Annotated in this window: 12 protein-coding genes; 8 read left to right on the top strand and 4 right to left on the bottom strand. The window is 45.7% G+C overall.

Annotation, left to right across the window (positions count from 1 at the left end; all coding sequences use genetic code 11):
• The first annotated feature begins 10 nt into the window (after positions 1-10).
• From dnaE to L3V33_RS10320, 6 genes are all read left to right on the top strand, one after another.
• Positions 11-3490 carry a DNA polymerase III subunit alpha gene (gene dnaE / locus L3V33_RS10345; RefSeq protein ID WP_237290341.1) on the top strand — a complete coding sequence of 1160 codons (3480 nt, stop codon included), beginning with the start codon at positions 11-13 and terminating at the stop codon, positions 3488-3490.
• Between the two features lie 45 nt (positions 3491-3535).
• Entirely contained in the window at positions 3536-4495 is a 960-nt protein-coding gene (gene accA, locus L3V33_RS10340) for an acetyl-CoA carboxylase carboxyl transferase subunit alpha (RefSeq protein ID WP_171329180.1), read from the top strand.
• Between the two features lie 124 nt (positions 4496-4619).
• Entirely contained in the window at positions 4620-5954 is a 1335-nt protein-coding gene (tilS, locus tag L3V33_RS10335) for a tRNA lysidine(34) synthetase TilS (protein WP_237290340.1), read from the top strand.
• Between the two features lie 58 nt (positions 5955-6012).
• Complete coding sequence (locus L3V33_RS10330) at positions 6013-6324, top strand: cytochrome c (RefSeq protein WP_029222103.1); 312 nt, start codon at positions 6013-6015, stop codon at positions 6322-6324.
• Positions 6325-6454: 130 nt separating this feature from the next.
• Positions 6455-6793 (top strand): nitrogen regulatory protein P-II, encoded by a 339-nt coding sequence (gene glnB, locus L3V33_RS10325; RefSeq protein ID WP_004738609.1) that lies wholly within the window; start codon positions 6455-6457, stop codon positions 6791-6793.
• A 60-nt stretch (positions 6794-6853) separates the two neighbouring features.
• Positions 6854-7696: an endonuclease/exonuclease/phosphatase family protein gene (locus L3V33_RS10320; protein WP_237290339.1), complete on the top strand. Its 843-nt coding sequence runs from the start codon at positions 6854-6856 to the stop codon at positions 7694-7696.
• Positions 7697-7811: 115 nt separating this feature from the next.
• Here the strand turns inward: L3V33_RS10320 and L3V33_RS10315 are convergent, their stop codons facing one another.
• From L3V33_RS10315 to gloB, 3 genes are all read right to left on the bottom strand, one after another.
• Positions 7812-8498 carry a YIP1 family protein gene (locus L3V33_RS10315; RefSeq protein WP_004734331.1) on the bottom strand — a complete coding sequence of 229 codons (687 nt, stop codon included), beginning with the start codon at positions 8496-8498 and terminating at the stop codon, positions 7812-7814.
• A complete protein-coding gene (locus L3V33_RS10310; protein WP_065205026.1) occupies positions 8495-10069 on the bottom strand; it encodes a LysM peptidoglycan-binding domain-containing protein in 1575 nt (524 codons plus the stop codon). Before L3V33_RS10310 ends, L3V33_RS10315 begins: the two co-directional genes overlap by 4 nt.
• 70 nt (positions 10070-10139) lie before the next feature.
• Positions 10140-10898 (bottom strand): hydroxyacylglutathione hydrolase, encoded by a 759-nt coding sequence (gene gloB / locus L3V33_RS10305; RefSeq protein WP_171312532.1) that lies wholly within the window; start codon positions 10896-10898, stop codon positions 10140-10142.
• Positions 10899-10951: 53 nt separating this feature from the next.
• On the opposite strand from gloB, the gene L3V33_RS10300 reads away from it, so the two are divergent.
• Positions 10952-11734, top strand: coding sequence for a class I SAM-dependent methyltransferase (locus tag L3V33_RS10300; protein WP_237290338.1), 783 nt, complete (start codon positions 10952-10954; stop codon positions 11732-11734).
• Between the two features lie 78 nt (positions 11735-11812).
• Here L3V33_RS10300 and rnhA read toward each other — a convergent pair whose 3' ends face one another.
• Positions 11813-12277: a ribonuclease HI gene (gene rnhA, locus L3V33_RS10295; protein ID WP_004734327.1), complete on the bottom strand. Its 465-nt coding sequence runs from the start codon at positions 12275-12277 to the stop codon at positions 11813-11815.
• Positions 12278-12333: 56 nt separating this feature from the next.
• On the opposite strand from rnhA, the gene dnaQ reads away from it, so the two are divergent.
• A complete protein-coding gene (dnaQ, locus tag L3V33_RS10290; protein ID WP_017084141.1) occupies positions 12334-13101 on the top strand; it encodes a DNA polymerase III subunit epsilon in 768 nt (255 codons plus the stop codon).
• Positions 13102-13108: the final 7 nt, after the last annotated feature.

Genomic DNA, 13108 nt, shown 5'->3' with positions numbered 1-13108 from the left:
AGGAAAAATAATGTCAGATCCAAAATTTGTTCACCTACGCGTACACAGTGATTTTTCGATGGTGGATGGCCTATCTAAGGTGCTACCATTAGTTAAGAAAGTCGCTGAAATGGGTATGCCCGCTCTAGCATTGACCGACTTTACTAACCTATGTGGCTTGGTGAAATTTTACGGTACTGCCCATGGGTGTGGGGTTAAACCTATTATTGGTGCTGACTTCTTGATGCAGTCTCCGGATTTTGGCGATGAATTGACCAAACTCACTGTTATTGCAACGAATAATAAAGGTTACAACAACCTAACATTATTGATTTCAAAAGCTTACCTTCGTGGTCATGTACAACATCAGCCTGTTATTGATAAAGAGTGGCTGATTGAACATGCCGAAGGCCTGATTCTTCTATCGGGAGCAAAAGAGGGTGAGATTGGTAAGGCGCTGCTGAAAGGCAATCGAGAGTTGGTTGCAAGCAGCGTTGAGTTTTACAAAACACATTTCGCAGACCGTTTTTATCTGGAGCTAATTCGTACTGGGCGCCCGGACGAAGAGTCTTATCTGCACTTTGCACTAGAGCTTGCTGAACAAGAAGACCTGCCTGTTGTCGCGACCAACGAAGTGGTTTTCATCTCTGAAGACTTGTTTGACGCCCATGAAATTCGTGTGGCGATTCACGACGGTTTTACAATGGTTGATCCGCGTCGACCGAAAAACTACAGCTCACAACAATACTTGCGTAGTGAAGAAGAGATGTGTGAGTTGTTCTCTGACATCCCTGAAGCACTGGAAAACAGTGTCGAGATTGCTAAGCGTTGTAACGTAACTGTTCGACTGGGCGAATACTTCTTACCTAACTTCCCAACGGAAGGTTTGGCGATTGAAGACTTCTTGATTAAAAAATCAGAAGAAGGCCTTGAGCGTCGTTTAGCGTTTCTATTCCCTGATGAGAAAGTTCGAGCTGAACGCAGACCTGAATACGATGAGCGACTTAAGATTGAACTTGAAGTTGTCAACAACATGGGGTTCCCGGGTTACTTCTTGATCGTAATGGAGTTCATCCAGTGGTCAAAAGATAACGACGTACCAGTAGGCCCGGGTCGTGGTTCTGGTGCCGGTTCTTTGGTGGCTTACGCATTGGATATCACCGATCTTGATCCACTTGAATATGACTTGCTGTTCGAACGTTTCTTGAACCCAGAACGTGTATCTATGCCCGATTTCGATATCGACTTCTGCATGGATAAACGCGACCAAGTTATTGATCACGTAGCAGAGATGTACGGTCGTGATGCCGTTTCTCAGATCATCACCTTTGGTACTATGGCGGCAAAAGCGGTAATTCGTGACGTTGGCCGAGTATTGGGCCACCCGTTTGGTTTCGTTGACCGTATTTCTAAGCTGGTTCCACCTGATCCGGGCATGACGCTAGAGAAGGCCTTCCTTGCTGAGCCAGCATTGCCAGAACTCTACGACGGTGATGAAGAAGTACGCGAACTGATTGATAAGTGTCGTATTCTTGAGGGGTGTACGCGAAATGCCGGTAAGCACGCGGGTGGTGTTGTTATCTCACCCACCACGATTACTGACTTTGCACCTATTTATGCAGATGCGGAAGGCAACTTCCCGGTAACGCAATTCGATAAGAATGACGTTGAAACCGCCGGTTTGGTTAAATTCGACTTCTTGGGTCTACGTACCCTGACTATCATCGATTGGGCGTTAGGCCTCGTAAACCCACGCTTGAAGAAAGAAGGTAAAGAGCCGGTTCGTATTGAATCGATTCCTCTAGATGACCAAGCGTCATTTAACCTATTACAAAATTCTGAAACGACGGCGGTATTCCAACTGGAATCACGCGGTATGAAAGATCTGATCAAGCGTCTACAACCCGACTCTTTTGAAGATATCATCGCATTGGTAGCTTTGTTCCGTCCGGGCCCTCTGCAATCAGGCATGGTAGATAACTTTATCGACCGTAAACACGGCCGAGAGGCTGTATCTTACCCTGATGAAACGTGGCAACACGAATCGTTAAAAGAAACACTAGAACCAACTTACGGCATCATCCTGTATCAAGAGCAGGTAATGCAAATCGCTCAGATCCTTGCGGGTTATACGCTTGGTGGAGCGGATATGTTGCGTCGTGCGATGGGTAAGAAAAAGCCTGAAGAGATGGCAAAACAGCGCGGTACCTTTAAAGAAGGTGCTGAAGCCAATGGTGTTGATGGGGAACTGTCCATGAAGATCTTTGACTTGGTAGAGAAGTTTGCGGGCTACGGCTTCAACAAATCTCACTCTGCGGCATACGCACTGGTTTCTTATCAAACGCTGTGGCTGAAAACCCACTACCCGGCGGAGTTTATGGCAGCGGTAATGACCGCAGATATGGATAACACCGAAAAGGTTATTGGCCTTGTCGATGAGTGTTTCCGTATGAAGCTCAAGCTACTTCCACCCGATATCAACTCGGGTCTATACCGCTTCAATGTCGATGAAGACGGCGCGATTGTTTATGGCATTGGTGCGATTAAAGGGGTAGGTGAAGGCCCTATTGAAGCCATCATTGAAGCGCGAAATAAAGGCGGTTACTTTAAAGATTTATTCGACTTTTGTGCACGTCTTGATCTGAAGAAGGTCAACAAACGTGTTATTGAAAAGTTGATTCTATCAGGCGCGTTAGATAGATTAGGTCCTCACCGAGCGGCGATGATGGCATCATTGAAAGATGCGGTGAAGGCGGCGAGTCAACATCACCATGCCGAGTCGTTTGGTCAGTCGGATATGTTCGGTGTGTTAACCGATGCTCCGGAAGAAGTTGAACACAAGTATACCCAAGTACCTAAATGGCCTGAAAAAGTTTGGCTTGAAGGTGAGCGTGAGACGTTAGGTTTGTATTTAACGGGTCACCCGGTTAATGCGTACATTAAAGAGCTCGCGAAATACACCAGCTGTCGCTTGAAAGATGCGACGCCGACGCGTCGTGATCAGTCTTTAACGATTGCAGGTTTGGTCATTGCTGCTAGGGTAATGACCACGAAGCGCGGAACTCGAATTGGTTTGATGACCCTCGACGACCGATCGGGGCGAATGGAAGTGATGTTGTTCTCGGATGCGCTCGATCGCTACGCTGAATTACTCGAAAAAGACAAAATTGTGGTCGTTTCTGGACAGGTCAGCTTTGATGATTTCAATGGTGGGCTTAAAATGTCCGCGCGCGAGGTCATGGACTTAGGAAGCGCCCGTGAGAAATATGCTCGTGGGGTATCGATATCTATCGATCAATCCCAAATTAACGGTCAATTTTTTGAACGCTTTAGTCAAATCTTAGAACCTTATAGAGCCGGAACGGTCCCAGTCAATGTATACTACCAGCGTGCCGACGCTAGAGCGCGGTTAACATTGGGCACAGAATGGCGTGTGACGCCAAGTGATACATTACTAGACGAATTAAAACAGCTGCTTGGAAATAGCCAAGTAGAACTCGAATTTAACTAAAATTTAGCTTCGTGAATGCGGAGCTGAATCAACAAGGATTCATAGATGAGCCTGAACTTTCTAGAATTTGAAAAGCCTATCGCTGAACTTGAAGCAAAAATCGAAGCGCTACGTGACGTTTCGCGTCACGGTGGTGACACAGCGGTAGATCTAGACAAAGAAATCGAACAACTAGAGAAAAAAAGCTTAGAGCTTAAACAGAAAATCTTTAGTGACTTAGGTGCATGGCAGGTAGCTCAACTTGCTCGCCACCCTCAACGTCCTTACACCAAAGATTACCTGGAGCATGCCTTCACAGAATTTGAAGAGATGGCGGGCGATCGCGCTTACGCTGACGACAAAGCTATTGTGGGTGGTATGGCTCGTCTAAATGGTCGTCCTGTTATGGTTATTGGTCACCAGAAAGGTCGTGAGACTAAAGAGAAAGTGATCCGTAACTTTGGTATGCCAAAGCCAGAAGGTTACCGTAAGGCACTCCGCCTAATGGAAACGGCTGAGCGTTTCAACATGCCAATTATTACTTTTATCGACACAGCGGGTGCTTACCCAGGTGTTGGTGCAGAAGAGCGTGGTCAATCTGAAGCTATCGCTAAAAACCTAAAAGTTATGGCTGGCCTTTCAGTTCCGGTTATTTGTAACGTTGTGGGTGAAGGCGGTTCTGGTGGTGCACTGGCGATTGGTGTTGGTGACTACGTGAACATGCTTCAGTACTCTACGTATGCAGTAATCTCTCCAGAAGGTTGTGCTTCAATCTTATGGCGTGATTCAGATAAAGCGCCACAAGCTGCTGAAGCGATGGGCCTAGTTGCTCCTCGTCTTAAAGAGCTTGAGCTTATCGATGAAATCATTCCTGAGCCTCTAGGTGGCGCGCACCGCGATCCAGTACAAACGGCTCAGAACATGAAAGACATGCTAGTTAAACAGCTAGAAGAGCTAGAGCAGTTTGATAACGAAGCACTGCTTGAGCGTCGTTACCAACGCCTAATGAGCTACGGTTACTGCTGATAAGCGTGCCTTGAAATGAGGCAGCTTCAAGTAACAAGATGATGAAAGGGTTGGACTCAGTGCCAACCCTTTTTTATTATTAAAATATTCTCCCTTCAAACCTACTCTCATGGTTCACTCGCTCATGACTCACTTAATCGAAACCTTCACATCTGTACTTAATCAAAGCGCACTCAAGCCTAGTAGGTTGGTCGTGGCTTTCAGTGGCGGTGTTGATTCTCGAGTCTTGTTAGAGTTAGCAGCGCAGTACGCGCAAACGCATGGCATTGAGTGCTGCGCGGTGCACGTTCACCACGGTTTAAGCAACAATGCTGATCACTGGGCTGAGCAGTGCCAAACATGGTGTGATGCTTTGTCGGTTTCGTTAGCTGTAGAACGAGTCTCGCTGGATATCGACAGTGGTGAGAGCGTAGAAAAGCTGGCTCGAGATGCTCGCTATAATGCGTTTCAGAAGCACCTGAGTTTTGGTGATGTTCTCATTACGGGTCAACACATCGACGATCAACTGGAGACTTTCTTGTTGGCGTTGAAGCGTGGCAGTGGTCCGAAAGGGCTCTCTTCAATGGCGAAGGTGATGCCGTTTGGCGAAGCGTTTATCGTTCGACCGCTACTTTCAGTGACTCGATCAGACATTGAAGCGTCGGCGCACTACATGGGTTTAACTTGGGTCGAAGATGAGAGTAATCAAGACGTTCGCTTTGACCGCAATTTTATTCGTCATCAAGTCACTCCGGCACTGACTGAGCGCTGGCCTAGTTTCCGAGAGGCGGTCAGTCGTAGTGCTCAGCTATGTGCAGAGCAAGAGTTACTGTTGGATGAGTTGCTTGAATCACACTTTCAGCAAGCTTTAGGGGATAGCCAAAACTTAAGCATTGAGGCGTTATCTCAACATTCAGACTTGTTACGAGCACGCTTGCTAAGAATGTGGTTGAGTCATTGTAATCAACCGATGCCGAGTCAAAAGCAGCTCAAGCTTATTTGGGATGAAGTCGCATGCGCTCAGGCGGACGCCAACCCTAAGCTGGTGTTGAATGATGCCGAAGTTCGACGTTTTAATCATCAGCTCTATTTAGTGAGAGAGACTAAAGACCTATCCGACTGGCAAAGCCATCTTTTAATGGGAGAGAGTGTGACGCTACCCGATGGCTTAGGGGAGCTACGCTTAAATTCAGCACTGAGTGATGGCGCATCGAACAACCGCGATGTGCAAAGCTTTAGTTTGCCGGATACAAGCGCAACACTAAGAGTGATCTTTAACCCTGAAGGACTTTCGGCTCACCCTGTTGGGCGCGGGCATAGTAGAAAACTCAAGAAGCTGTTTCAGGAATACCAAGTACCCAGTTGGTTAAGACGCAGAACGCCGATATTAATGGATGGCGATCGAGTGATCGCTGTTTTAGGCTTATTCGTAGATAAAAACTACGAAGGTCAAGATTGTGAAGCGCTTTGGAGCAAGTAGAAAAAGTTTGTGTCACAATTCACCGTCACTTTAATAAAAATAATTAATGGAATATGCAATGAAGAAAATTACACTAGGATTAGTTCTCGGACTTGGACTATTGAGTGGTAACGCTCTGGCGGGTGATGTTGCTGCGGGTCAAGCTAAAGCAGCAATCTGTGCGGCTTGTCATGGCGCCGATGGTATCGCTATGATTCCAGGTTACCCAAACCTGAAAGGACAAAATGAGCAGTACATCGTTTCATCGATCAACGCTTACAAAACAAAACAGCGTAATGGTGGCTTGGCCGCTGTGATGCAGGCTCAAGCTTCTATGCTGAGTGATGAAGATATCGCGAATCTAGCCGCTTACTACGCAAGCCTTAAGTAAAACCTTCTCAAAGCGCTGATTAAACAAGATGATAAATTTCGAGCCAGAGCTTTAAAGCTCTGGCTTTTTTCATTGAATGTTTACTATAGCTAACCGATAATGAGCTATTCGCACAGTTTAAGGGATGAACATGAAAAAGATTGAAGCCATTATCAAGCCATTCAAACTTGATGATGTACGTGAAGCACTTGCAGAAGTGGGTATTACGGGTATGACAGTATCTGAAGTTAAAGGCTTTGGACGTCAGAAAGGTCATACTGAGCTATATCGCGGCGCAGAGTACATGGTCGACTTTTTACCTAAAGTGAAATTGGAAATCGTTGTGACCGACGAAGTGGCTGACCAGTGTGTTGATACCATTATCGAAACGGCTCAAACCGGTAAAATCGGCGACGGTAAGATCTTCATTACTGACGTTGAACGTGTGGTACGTATTCGTACTGGCGAAGAAGACGAAGACGCCGTATAAAAAACTATTACCCTAAAAGGAGCGTTTATCGCTCCTTTTTCATTTCTGGTAGGGTGCTGTATGTTTAAGAAAACCATCATTGTTATCGCCGTATTGATAACGCTTGCTGTCGTTAGTTTTCATTTTATCTTCGTGATCCCGAATAAACCCAACCTGATCACTTCCTCTCAAAGTACCAGTAACGACATCTACAGTTGCTACCAAAACTCCGCACCGAAAGCGATTGATGTGTCTGATGGACTAAGCATTACCGTGTGGAATATCTACAAGCAAAATCGCAGTAATTGGCAGAGTGAACTGAACAAATTGACGGCAGGAAGCGATCTTGTATTGCTGCAAGAAGCGAGTATGACAGTAGAGCTTCGCCAATGGGTGACAAGCGGCCAGTGGGGAAGCACTCGTGTGAATGCGTTTGAAGCCTTTGAACAAAGTGCTGGCGTACTTAACTTAGCGACGCATTTACCGATCGAAGCTTGTGCGTATACTCATGAAGAACCTTGGCTTCAATTGCCTAAATCGGCGCTTTGGTCGCGTTACCAACTAAGCAATGGCGAAGAGTTGGCTGTGATTAATATCCATGCCGTGAACTTTACCTTTGGCACGGAAGATTACAAGGCTCAGCTCAAGAGCTTAACTGACAATCTGCAACAGTATCGTGGGCCTGTTATTTTTGCTGGGGATTTTAATAGCTGGAGTGAGGCTCGCTTTGCTGTATTGAAAGATGCGTTGGAACAGGTCGGTTTGACGGAAGTTGCCTTTGAACCGGATAACCGTACTCAGTTTATGACAGGATTGGTGCTCGACCATGTGTTCTATCGAGGGTTAGAGGTAGAAAATGCAAAAGCGCCCATTACGGACGCTTCTGATCATAACCCTATGCGAGTGACCTTTAAGGCTAAATAGTAAGAAGTTATTAGCTTATTAGTCATTGGATCTTAGCTATTTGCCATTCACCGTTCACACTGTGGTTACTTTGGGTAATAAGCTAGAGAGTTTTCGCTAGCCTTACCTCTTCAACTTAAAAGATTAAAATGTAGAGCGCCCAGATTAGGTAGTAGCCAACCCATGGCAAGCCAGAGATGACCAATGCTTGACCACGCTCAAACTCAGTCCACGTTAATACCGCGGCGTAACCCAACACGATATACCATGGTAATAACAGTGGTAAAGAGCTGGCAAACTGCGACCAATCATTGGTTAGTGGTAACTTGATTAAGCCGTTTAAGCTGTTCAAGTCAGCAGCGTAGCTCATCACTTGTCCATGCTTGAGTATCAGGCTTGCATAGCTTGCTACATCACCTAAAACAGCCGGGAATATCACAACCGATGCCGCTGCAAACCATCGCCAAAAGCTATGTTGATGCTGGCTTGGTTTGGTTGCTAGGTTAAACCAGAATGCCAACAGAATGATGGTTAACGTACGGCCAAACACATCGCTGATGATTTCACTCGCGAGTAAGGTATTACTGTCAAGTAACGCCAATTGGTCAGGGTTCGTTTGAGCCAGTTGTTGTGACAATTCTGCACTTAACCATGCAAAATCTACATTCGAAAAATAAGCACCCCAGAATAAAAACGGGCTGAGCATTAATACGACGTAGGGTTGCCATCCCCAAGCACTTCGCTGATAAAGCGCTAAGAAACAAGCTGTTGGTGAACGGAATATATCCAACAGCATGACGAGTGGGTTACTTGACGGGTTCATACACTTACCTTAGTTACATCAACATACAGCTTCAGTTTTTGTCCTGGCTGTAGGTATTTCTTGTTCTGCAAAGCGTTCCATTTTACAACATCTGCGCTTTTTACTTTGAACTTTGATGCAATACCGCTGACTGTGTCACCTGATCTTACGTTATAAAAGACAGTTCGGATGATGGCACCGTCGGAACTATTCTTCCAAATGACCAGTTCTTGACCAATTCGAAGCGTGTCGCGTGGCCCCATACCATTCCACTTAGCCAGTGATTGGTGAGATACCTTATTTGCGCGTGCAATCGTCCATAGGCTGTCACCACTTTTTACGGTATGACTAAGCTTATATTGACCACGACTCTTCGACTGTGTGCTTGCTAGGCGATTTGAAGCGCTTAGTGCGTATGTCTTGTCGTCTTTGGTGGATGTTGGGATAAGTAAGTGCTGTCCAATACGAATATTGTTGTTGCTCAAACCGTTTGCAGAGCGGATCACTTTGCTGGTGGTGTTATATTTACTTGCTAGTACGCTAATGCTGTCACCAGACTGAACCTTGTAACGCACCAACTTCATGCCTTTGCCTTTATTGGCCGCCACTTCTTTGTTGAACTTTTCAACAGAGCTTAGGGGAAGCAATAATTGCTGATGTTTTTCAGGTGCGGTCGCCCATTGGTTATAAGCGGGGTTGTAGCCTTGCAGTTCTTTGACTGGAATACCTGCGTAGCTTGCAGCAATCGCTAAATCAAGCTGTTCGTTTGGGTTAACCAGGGTCAGTACTGGCTTGTTTGGAATCGCAGGGATATCGATGCCATACTTTTCTTGGTTGGCAATCACATCAGCTAGCGCAAGGAGTTTAGGTACGTAGCTGCTGGTCTCTTTTGGCAAGTCCAAAGAGAAGAAGTCGATTGGCTTACCCAACTTCTTGTTCTTGCGGATAGCACTGTTTACACGACCGCCGCCACTATTATAGGCAGCAATGGCATGGTTCCAATCGCCATCGAAACGTCGGTTAAGGTCTGAGAGGAAATCCAATGCGGCGTCAGTAGAGGCAGCGACATCACGACGACCGTCGTACCAGAAGTTCTGTTCAAGTCCGTAGTCTTTGCCTGTGCCAGAAATGAATTGCCATAGACCTGCTGCGCTGCCATGAGAGTAGGCAAATGCATCGAAAGAACTTTCTACAACGGGTAATAGTGCCAATTCTAGTGGTAAGCCTTTTTCTTCAATCTTAGTGGTGATCAGATAAAGGAAAGGTTCAGCACGTTGTGAGACGGTTTTTAGATGACTAGGGTGTTTTAAATACCAAGTTCGGTAGTAATCAACCTTCTTTTGGTCGGGTACTTCCATTTCTAGTTGCATCGCAATACGTTTCCAAACATCTTCTTGTGTTTGTGGAGTAACGACAGGTGCTTCAACTTTTTGATCTTCTTTGGCTGCTGCTTCTGATGAAACGTTCGCTTGAGAAACTTCTTTAGTAGGAGGTGTGTTGGTTTGCTCGGAAGCTTGGTCTGGATTCTCTGACTGAGTTAATTGGCAACCAGAAAGTAGTAATACCAAAGCCCAGCTGTACTTAACTCGCATGTTACAGCCTTTTTAATTAACGGCCGGTGATAATACTTGCCACCCCCTATGAGTGACAAGTCTGTATTTGTTAAAATTCGTTCTTCCACGCACGTAAAGCGGTAAATACCGATAAAGGATCGGTCTGCTCAGTACGATTAGATACTGATTTCACTACACTTGGCTCGGTATAGCGCAAGAAAGGGTTCACAAACTTCTCTTGTCTCAAATTTGTGGGGATGGTCGACTTATTCTGAGCTCGCAGTCGGTTTACTTGGTCGCGATATTGCTGCAAATGTTGGTTGTCAGGCTCAACCGCTAATGCGAAAGCGATGTTCGCGGCGGTGTATTCATGAGCACAGTAAACCTCGGTTTCTTGAGGAAGTGCTGTGATCTTGTTCAGTGCATCAAACATTTGCTGTGGCGTGCCTTCCATGATTCGACCGCAACCTGCTGAAAACATCACATCGCCACAAAATAGTTTGGCATCGCCTACATAACCAATGTGACCAGCTGTGTGGCCACTGAGCCCGAGTACTAAAAAGACTTCACCAAACAATTCTAATTGATCACCATCATCAACGGGGTGAGTTAAGGTCGGGATTGGTTCATTCCTTGGACCCACAACATCGATGCTTGGAAACTGTCTGACTAGTTCTGGAACGCCACCAATGTGATCATGGTGGTGGTGTGTAATCAAGATTGCATCTAAAGTTAGCTCATGATGTGCTAAGTACTCTAATACTGGAGCCGCATCACCAGGGTCGACGACAGCACAACGGCGATCGCTATTTTGAATCAGCCAGATGTAATTGTCGTTAAATGCAGGTATGCTTTTGATATGTAACATTATTGATTCTCCAGTCACTTTTAGTGAGACAGAATAAGTGAGACAGGTTATTGATGAAGCCAGCACGTAGCAGAAAGAAGTTTGAGCGTCCTTACACTTGGGCACAATTGCACAATGGGGACTGGTTGAGAGAATCTATTCAAACTCGACTCGATGAGTGGTGCCCAAAGCTATTTGGTTACCATATGCTCAAGCTTGGCGGTCTCAGTAGTGAGATTTCTAGCTGCACATGCAACATTCAACATCAAGTAAACCTAGATATCCAGAACCCATTACATAATGTGATAGCGGATGTCTATAATTTACCCTTTTTGGAGAAAAGCTTTGATGTTGTGGTGCTGAGTCATCAGTTAGATTATAGCAATGACCCGCATCGATTATTGAGAGAAGTCGACCGAGTGATGATGGACGATGGTTATATCATTATTACTGGCTTCAATCCGTTTAGTATTACCGGACTAGCAAGTTTACTGCCTTGGCGAAAGAACAGCTTGCCTTGGAGTGGACGTATGTACACGCCAAACCGAATTAAAGACTGGTTAGGTGTATTGAACTACGAAGTGATTCACTGCGATACCTATGCACTATTTCCGATGAGTAAGTATCAGGCGATGTGGACGTGGTTAGAGAACAGCTTGGGCGGCTGTGCTTCCTTTGCTGGTAGCCAATACTTTATTGTTGCTCGTAAACGAACTTACCCACTTAAGCCTATCAAGCCACATTGGCACCTTAAGCGACGTTTCTCTCCGGTTGGAGCAAGCTTTAGAACCAATACGCGTCGTACCATGGATTCAACTAAAGCTTCATATCCGTTGAAAACAGAAAAAGCCGATTAGTTGTCGGCTTTTGATCTGCTAATTCGGTTGAGAAATTATAAATCGCTTTCTGAAATGTGCGTCTAATTTAAAAAGCGGTTAGCTTGGCTGATAGCCCGTATCTTCTTGAGTCGGATTTTCCGCTGCGTTTCTTGCTAAATCATCACACATTTCATTTTCTCGGTGCCCGGCGTGTCCTTTAACCCAGCGCCAATCAACACTATGACGAGCAGTTTCTTTATCGAGCCTTTGCCACAGGTCTGCGTTTTTAACCGGTTTCTTGTCGGCGGTTTTCCAGTCACGCTTTTTCCAGTTGTGGATCCACTGTGTGATGCCTTGGCGAACGTATTGGCTATCCGTGGTCAGAATCACAGAGCAAGGTTCCTTGAGTGCTTGGAGGGCGATGACAGCTGCGAGCATTTCCATACGGTTGTTGGTCGTTAGTGTAAAGCCTTCGGCTAGTGTCTTTTCTACTTTTTTATAGCGAAGTACGATGCCATAGCCACCAGGACCTGGGTTGCCTAAACAAGAACCGTCAGTGAAAATTTCAACTTGTTTCGTCATGATTTGATACTATTACCTCAAGCACATTATCGGCATAGTCTGACACAGTTATCCTTATGAATACCAGTAGCACTCCAGAACAAAACACGAACGAAAAAAACAGTTCGGACGAAAATAAGCGCATCATTGTACTCGATACCGAAACCACCGGTATGAATACAGAAGGTGGCCCTCACTATATGGGGCATCGCATCGTTGAAATTGGTGCGGTAGAGATCATCAACCGTAGGCTGACCGGGCGTCACTTCCACGTCTATATAAAGCCCGATCGTGCGATTCAAGAAGAGGCGATTGGCGTTCACGGTATTACCGATGAATTCTTGATTGATAAGCCAGAATACCAAGACATACATAAAGAGTTTCTCGACTTTATCAAAGGTGCTGAGCTGGTAGCTCATAACGCGCCCTTCGATACGGGCTTTATGGACTATGAATTTGAGAAGCTCAACCCTGCGATAGGTAAAACGGATGACTACTGTAAAGTTACCGATACCTTGGCCATGGCGAAGAAGATATTTCCAGGCAAAAGAAACAACCTAGATATCTTATGTGATCGTTACGGTATTGATAACTCGCACCGTACTCTCCACGGCGCATTGCTCGATGCGGAGATCCTAGCCGACGTCTATTTATTGATGACGGGTGGGCAAACTTCGCTGCAATTTAACGCAGGCCAAAAGGAAGGTGAAGGTGAAAGTATACGAAGAGCAGAAAGTGGTCGAAAATCCCTAAAGGTTTTACGAGCTACGGCCGATGAAGTAGAAGCGCATCAAAGTCGTTTAGATCTCGTCGAGAAAAGCGGAAGCTGCCTCTGGCGTCAGTAGGGAGAAA

The organism is Vibrio sp. A2-1, from assembly GCF_021728355.1.
In the GTDB taxonomy this organism is placed as follows: domain Bacteria; phylum Pseudomonadota; class Gammaproteobacteria; order Enterobacterales; family Vibrionaceae; genus Vibrio; species Vibrio splendidus_K.
The sequence above is the reverse complement of the archived record's forward strand: the minus strand, read 5'-3'. Positions and strand labels throughout refer to the sequence as shown.

Bases quoted from the DNA above. Each gene is read 5' to 3' on its own strand.
- dnaQ (WP_017084141.1), top strand. From the start codon at position 12,334: ATGAATACCAGTAGCACTCCAGAACAAAACACGAACGAAAAAAACAGT.
- L3V33_RS10310 (WP_065205026.1), bottom strand. From the start codon at position 10,069: ATGCGAGTTAAGTACAGCTGGGCTTTGGTATTACTACTTTCTGGTTGC.
- dnaE (WP_237290341.1), top strand. From the start codon at position 11: ATGTCAGATCCAAAATTTGTTCACCTACGCGTACACAGTGATTTTTCG.
- L3V33_RS10300 (WP_237290338.1), top strand. From the start codon at position 10,952: ATGAAGCCAGCACGTAGCAGAAAGAAGTTTGAGCGTCCTTACACTTGG.
- tilS (WP_237290340.1), top strand. From the start codon at position 4,620: ATGACTCACTTAATCGAAACCTTCACATCTGTACTTAATCAAAGCGCA.
- L3V33_RS10330 (WP_029222103.1), top strand. From the start codon at position 6,013: ATGAAGAAAATTACACTAGGATTAGTTCTCGGACTTGGACTATTGAGT.
- L3V33_RS10315 (WP_004734331.1), bottom strand. From the start codon at position 8,498: ATGAACCCGTCAAGTAACCCACTCGTCATGCTGTTGGATATATTCCGT.
- accA (WP_171329180.1), top strand. From the start codon at position 3,536: ATGAGCCTGAACTTTCTAGAATTTGAAAAGCCTATCGCTGAACTTGAA.
- rnhA (WP_004734327.1), bottom strand. From the start codon at position 12,277: ATGACGAAACAAGTTGAAATTTTCACTGACGGTTCTTGTTTAGGCAAC.
- glnB (WP_004738609.1), top strand. From the start codon at position 6,455: ATGAAAAAGATTGAAGCCATTATCAAGCCATTCAAACTTGATGATGTA.
- L3V33_RS10320 (WP_237290339.1), top strand. From the start codon at position 6,854: ATGTTTAAGAAAACCATCATTGTTATCGCCGTATTGATAACGCTTGCT.
- gloB (WP_171312532.1), bottom strand. From the start codon at position 10,898: ATGTTACATATCAAAAGCATACCTGCATTTAACGACAATTACATCTGG.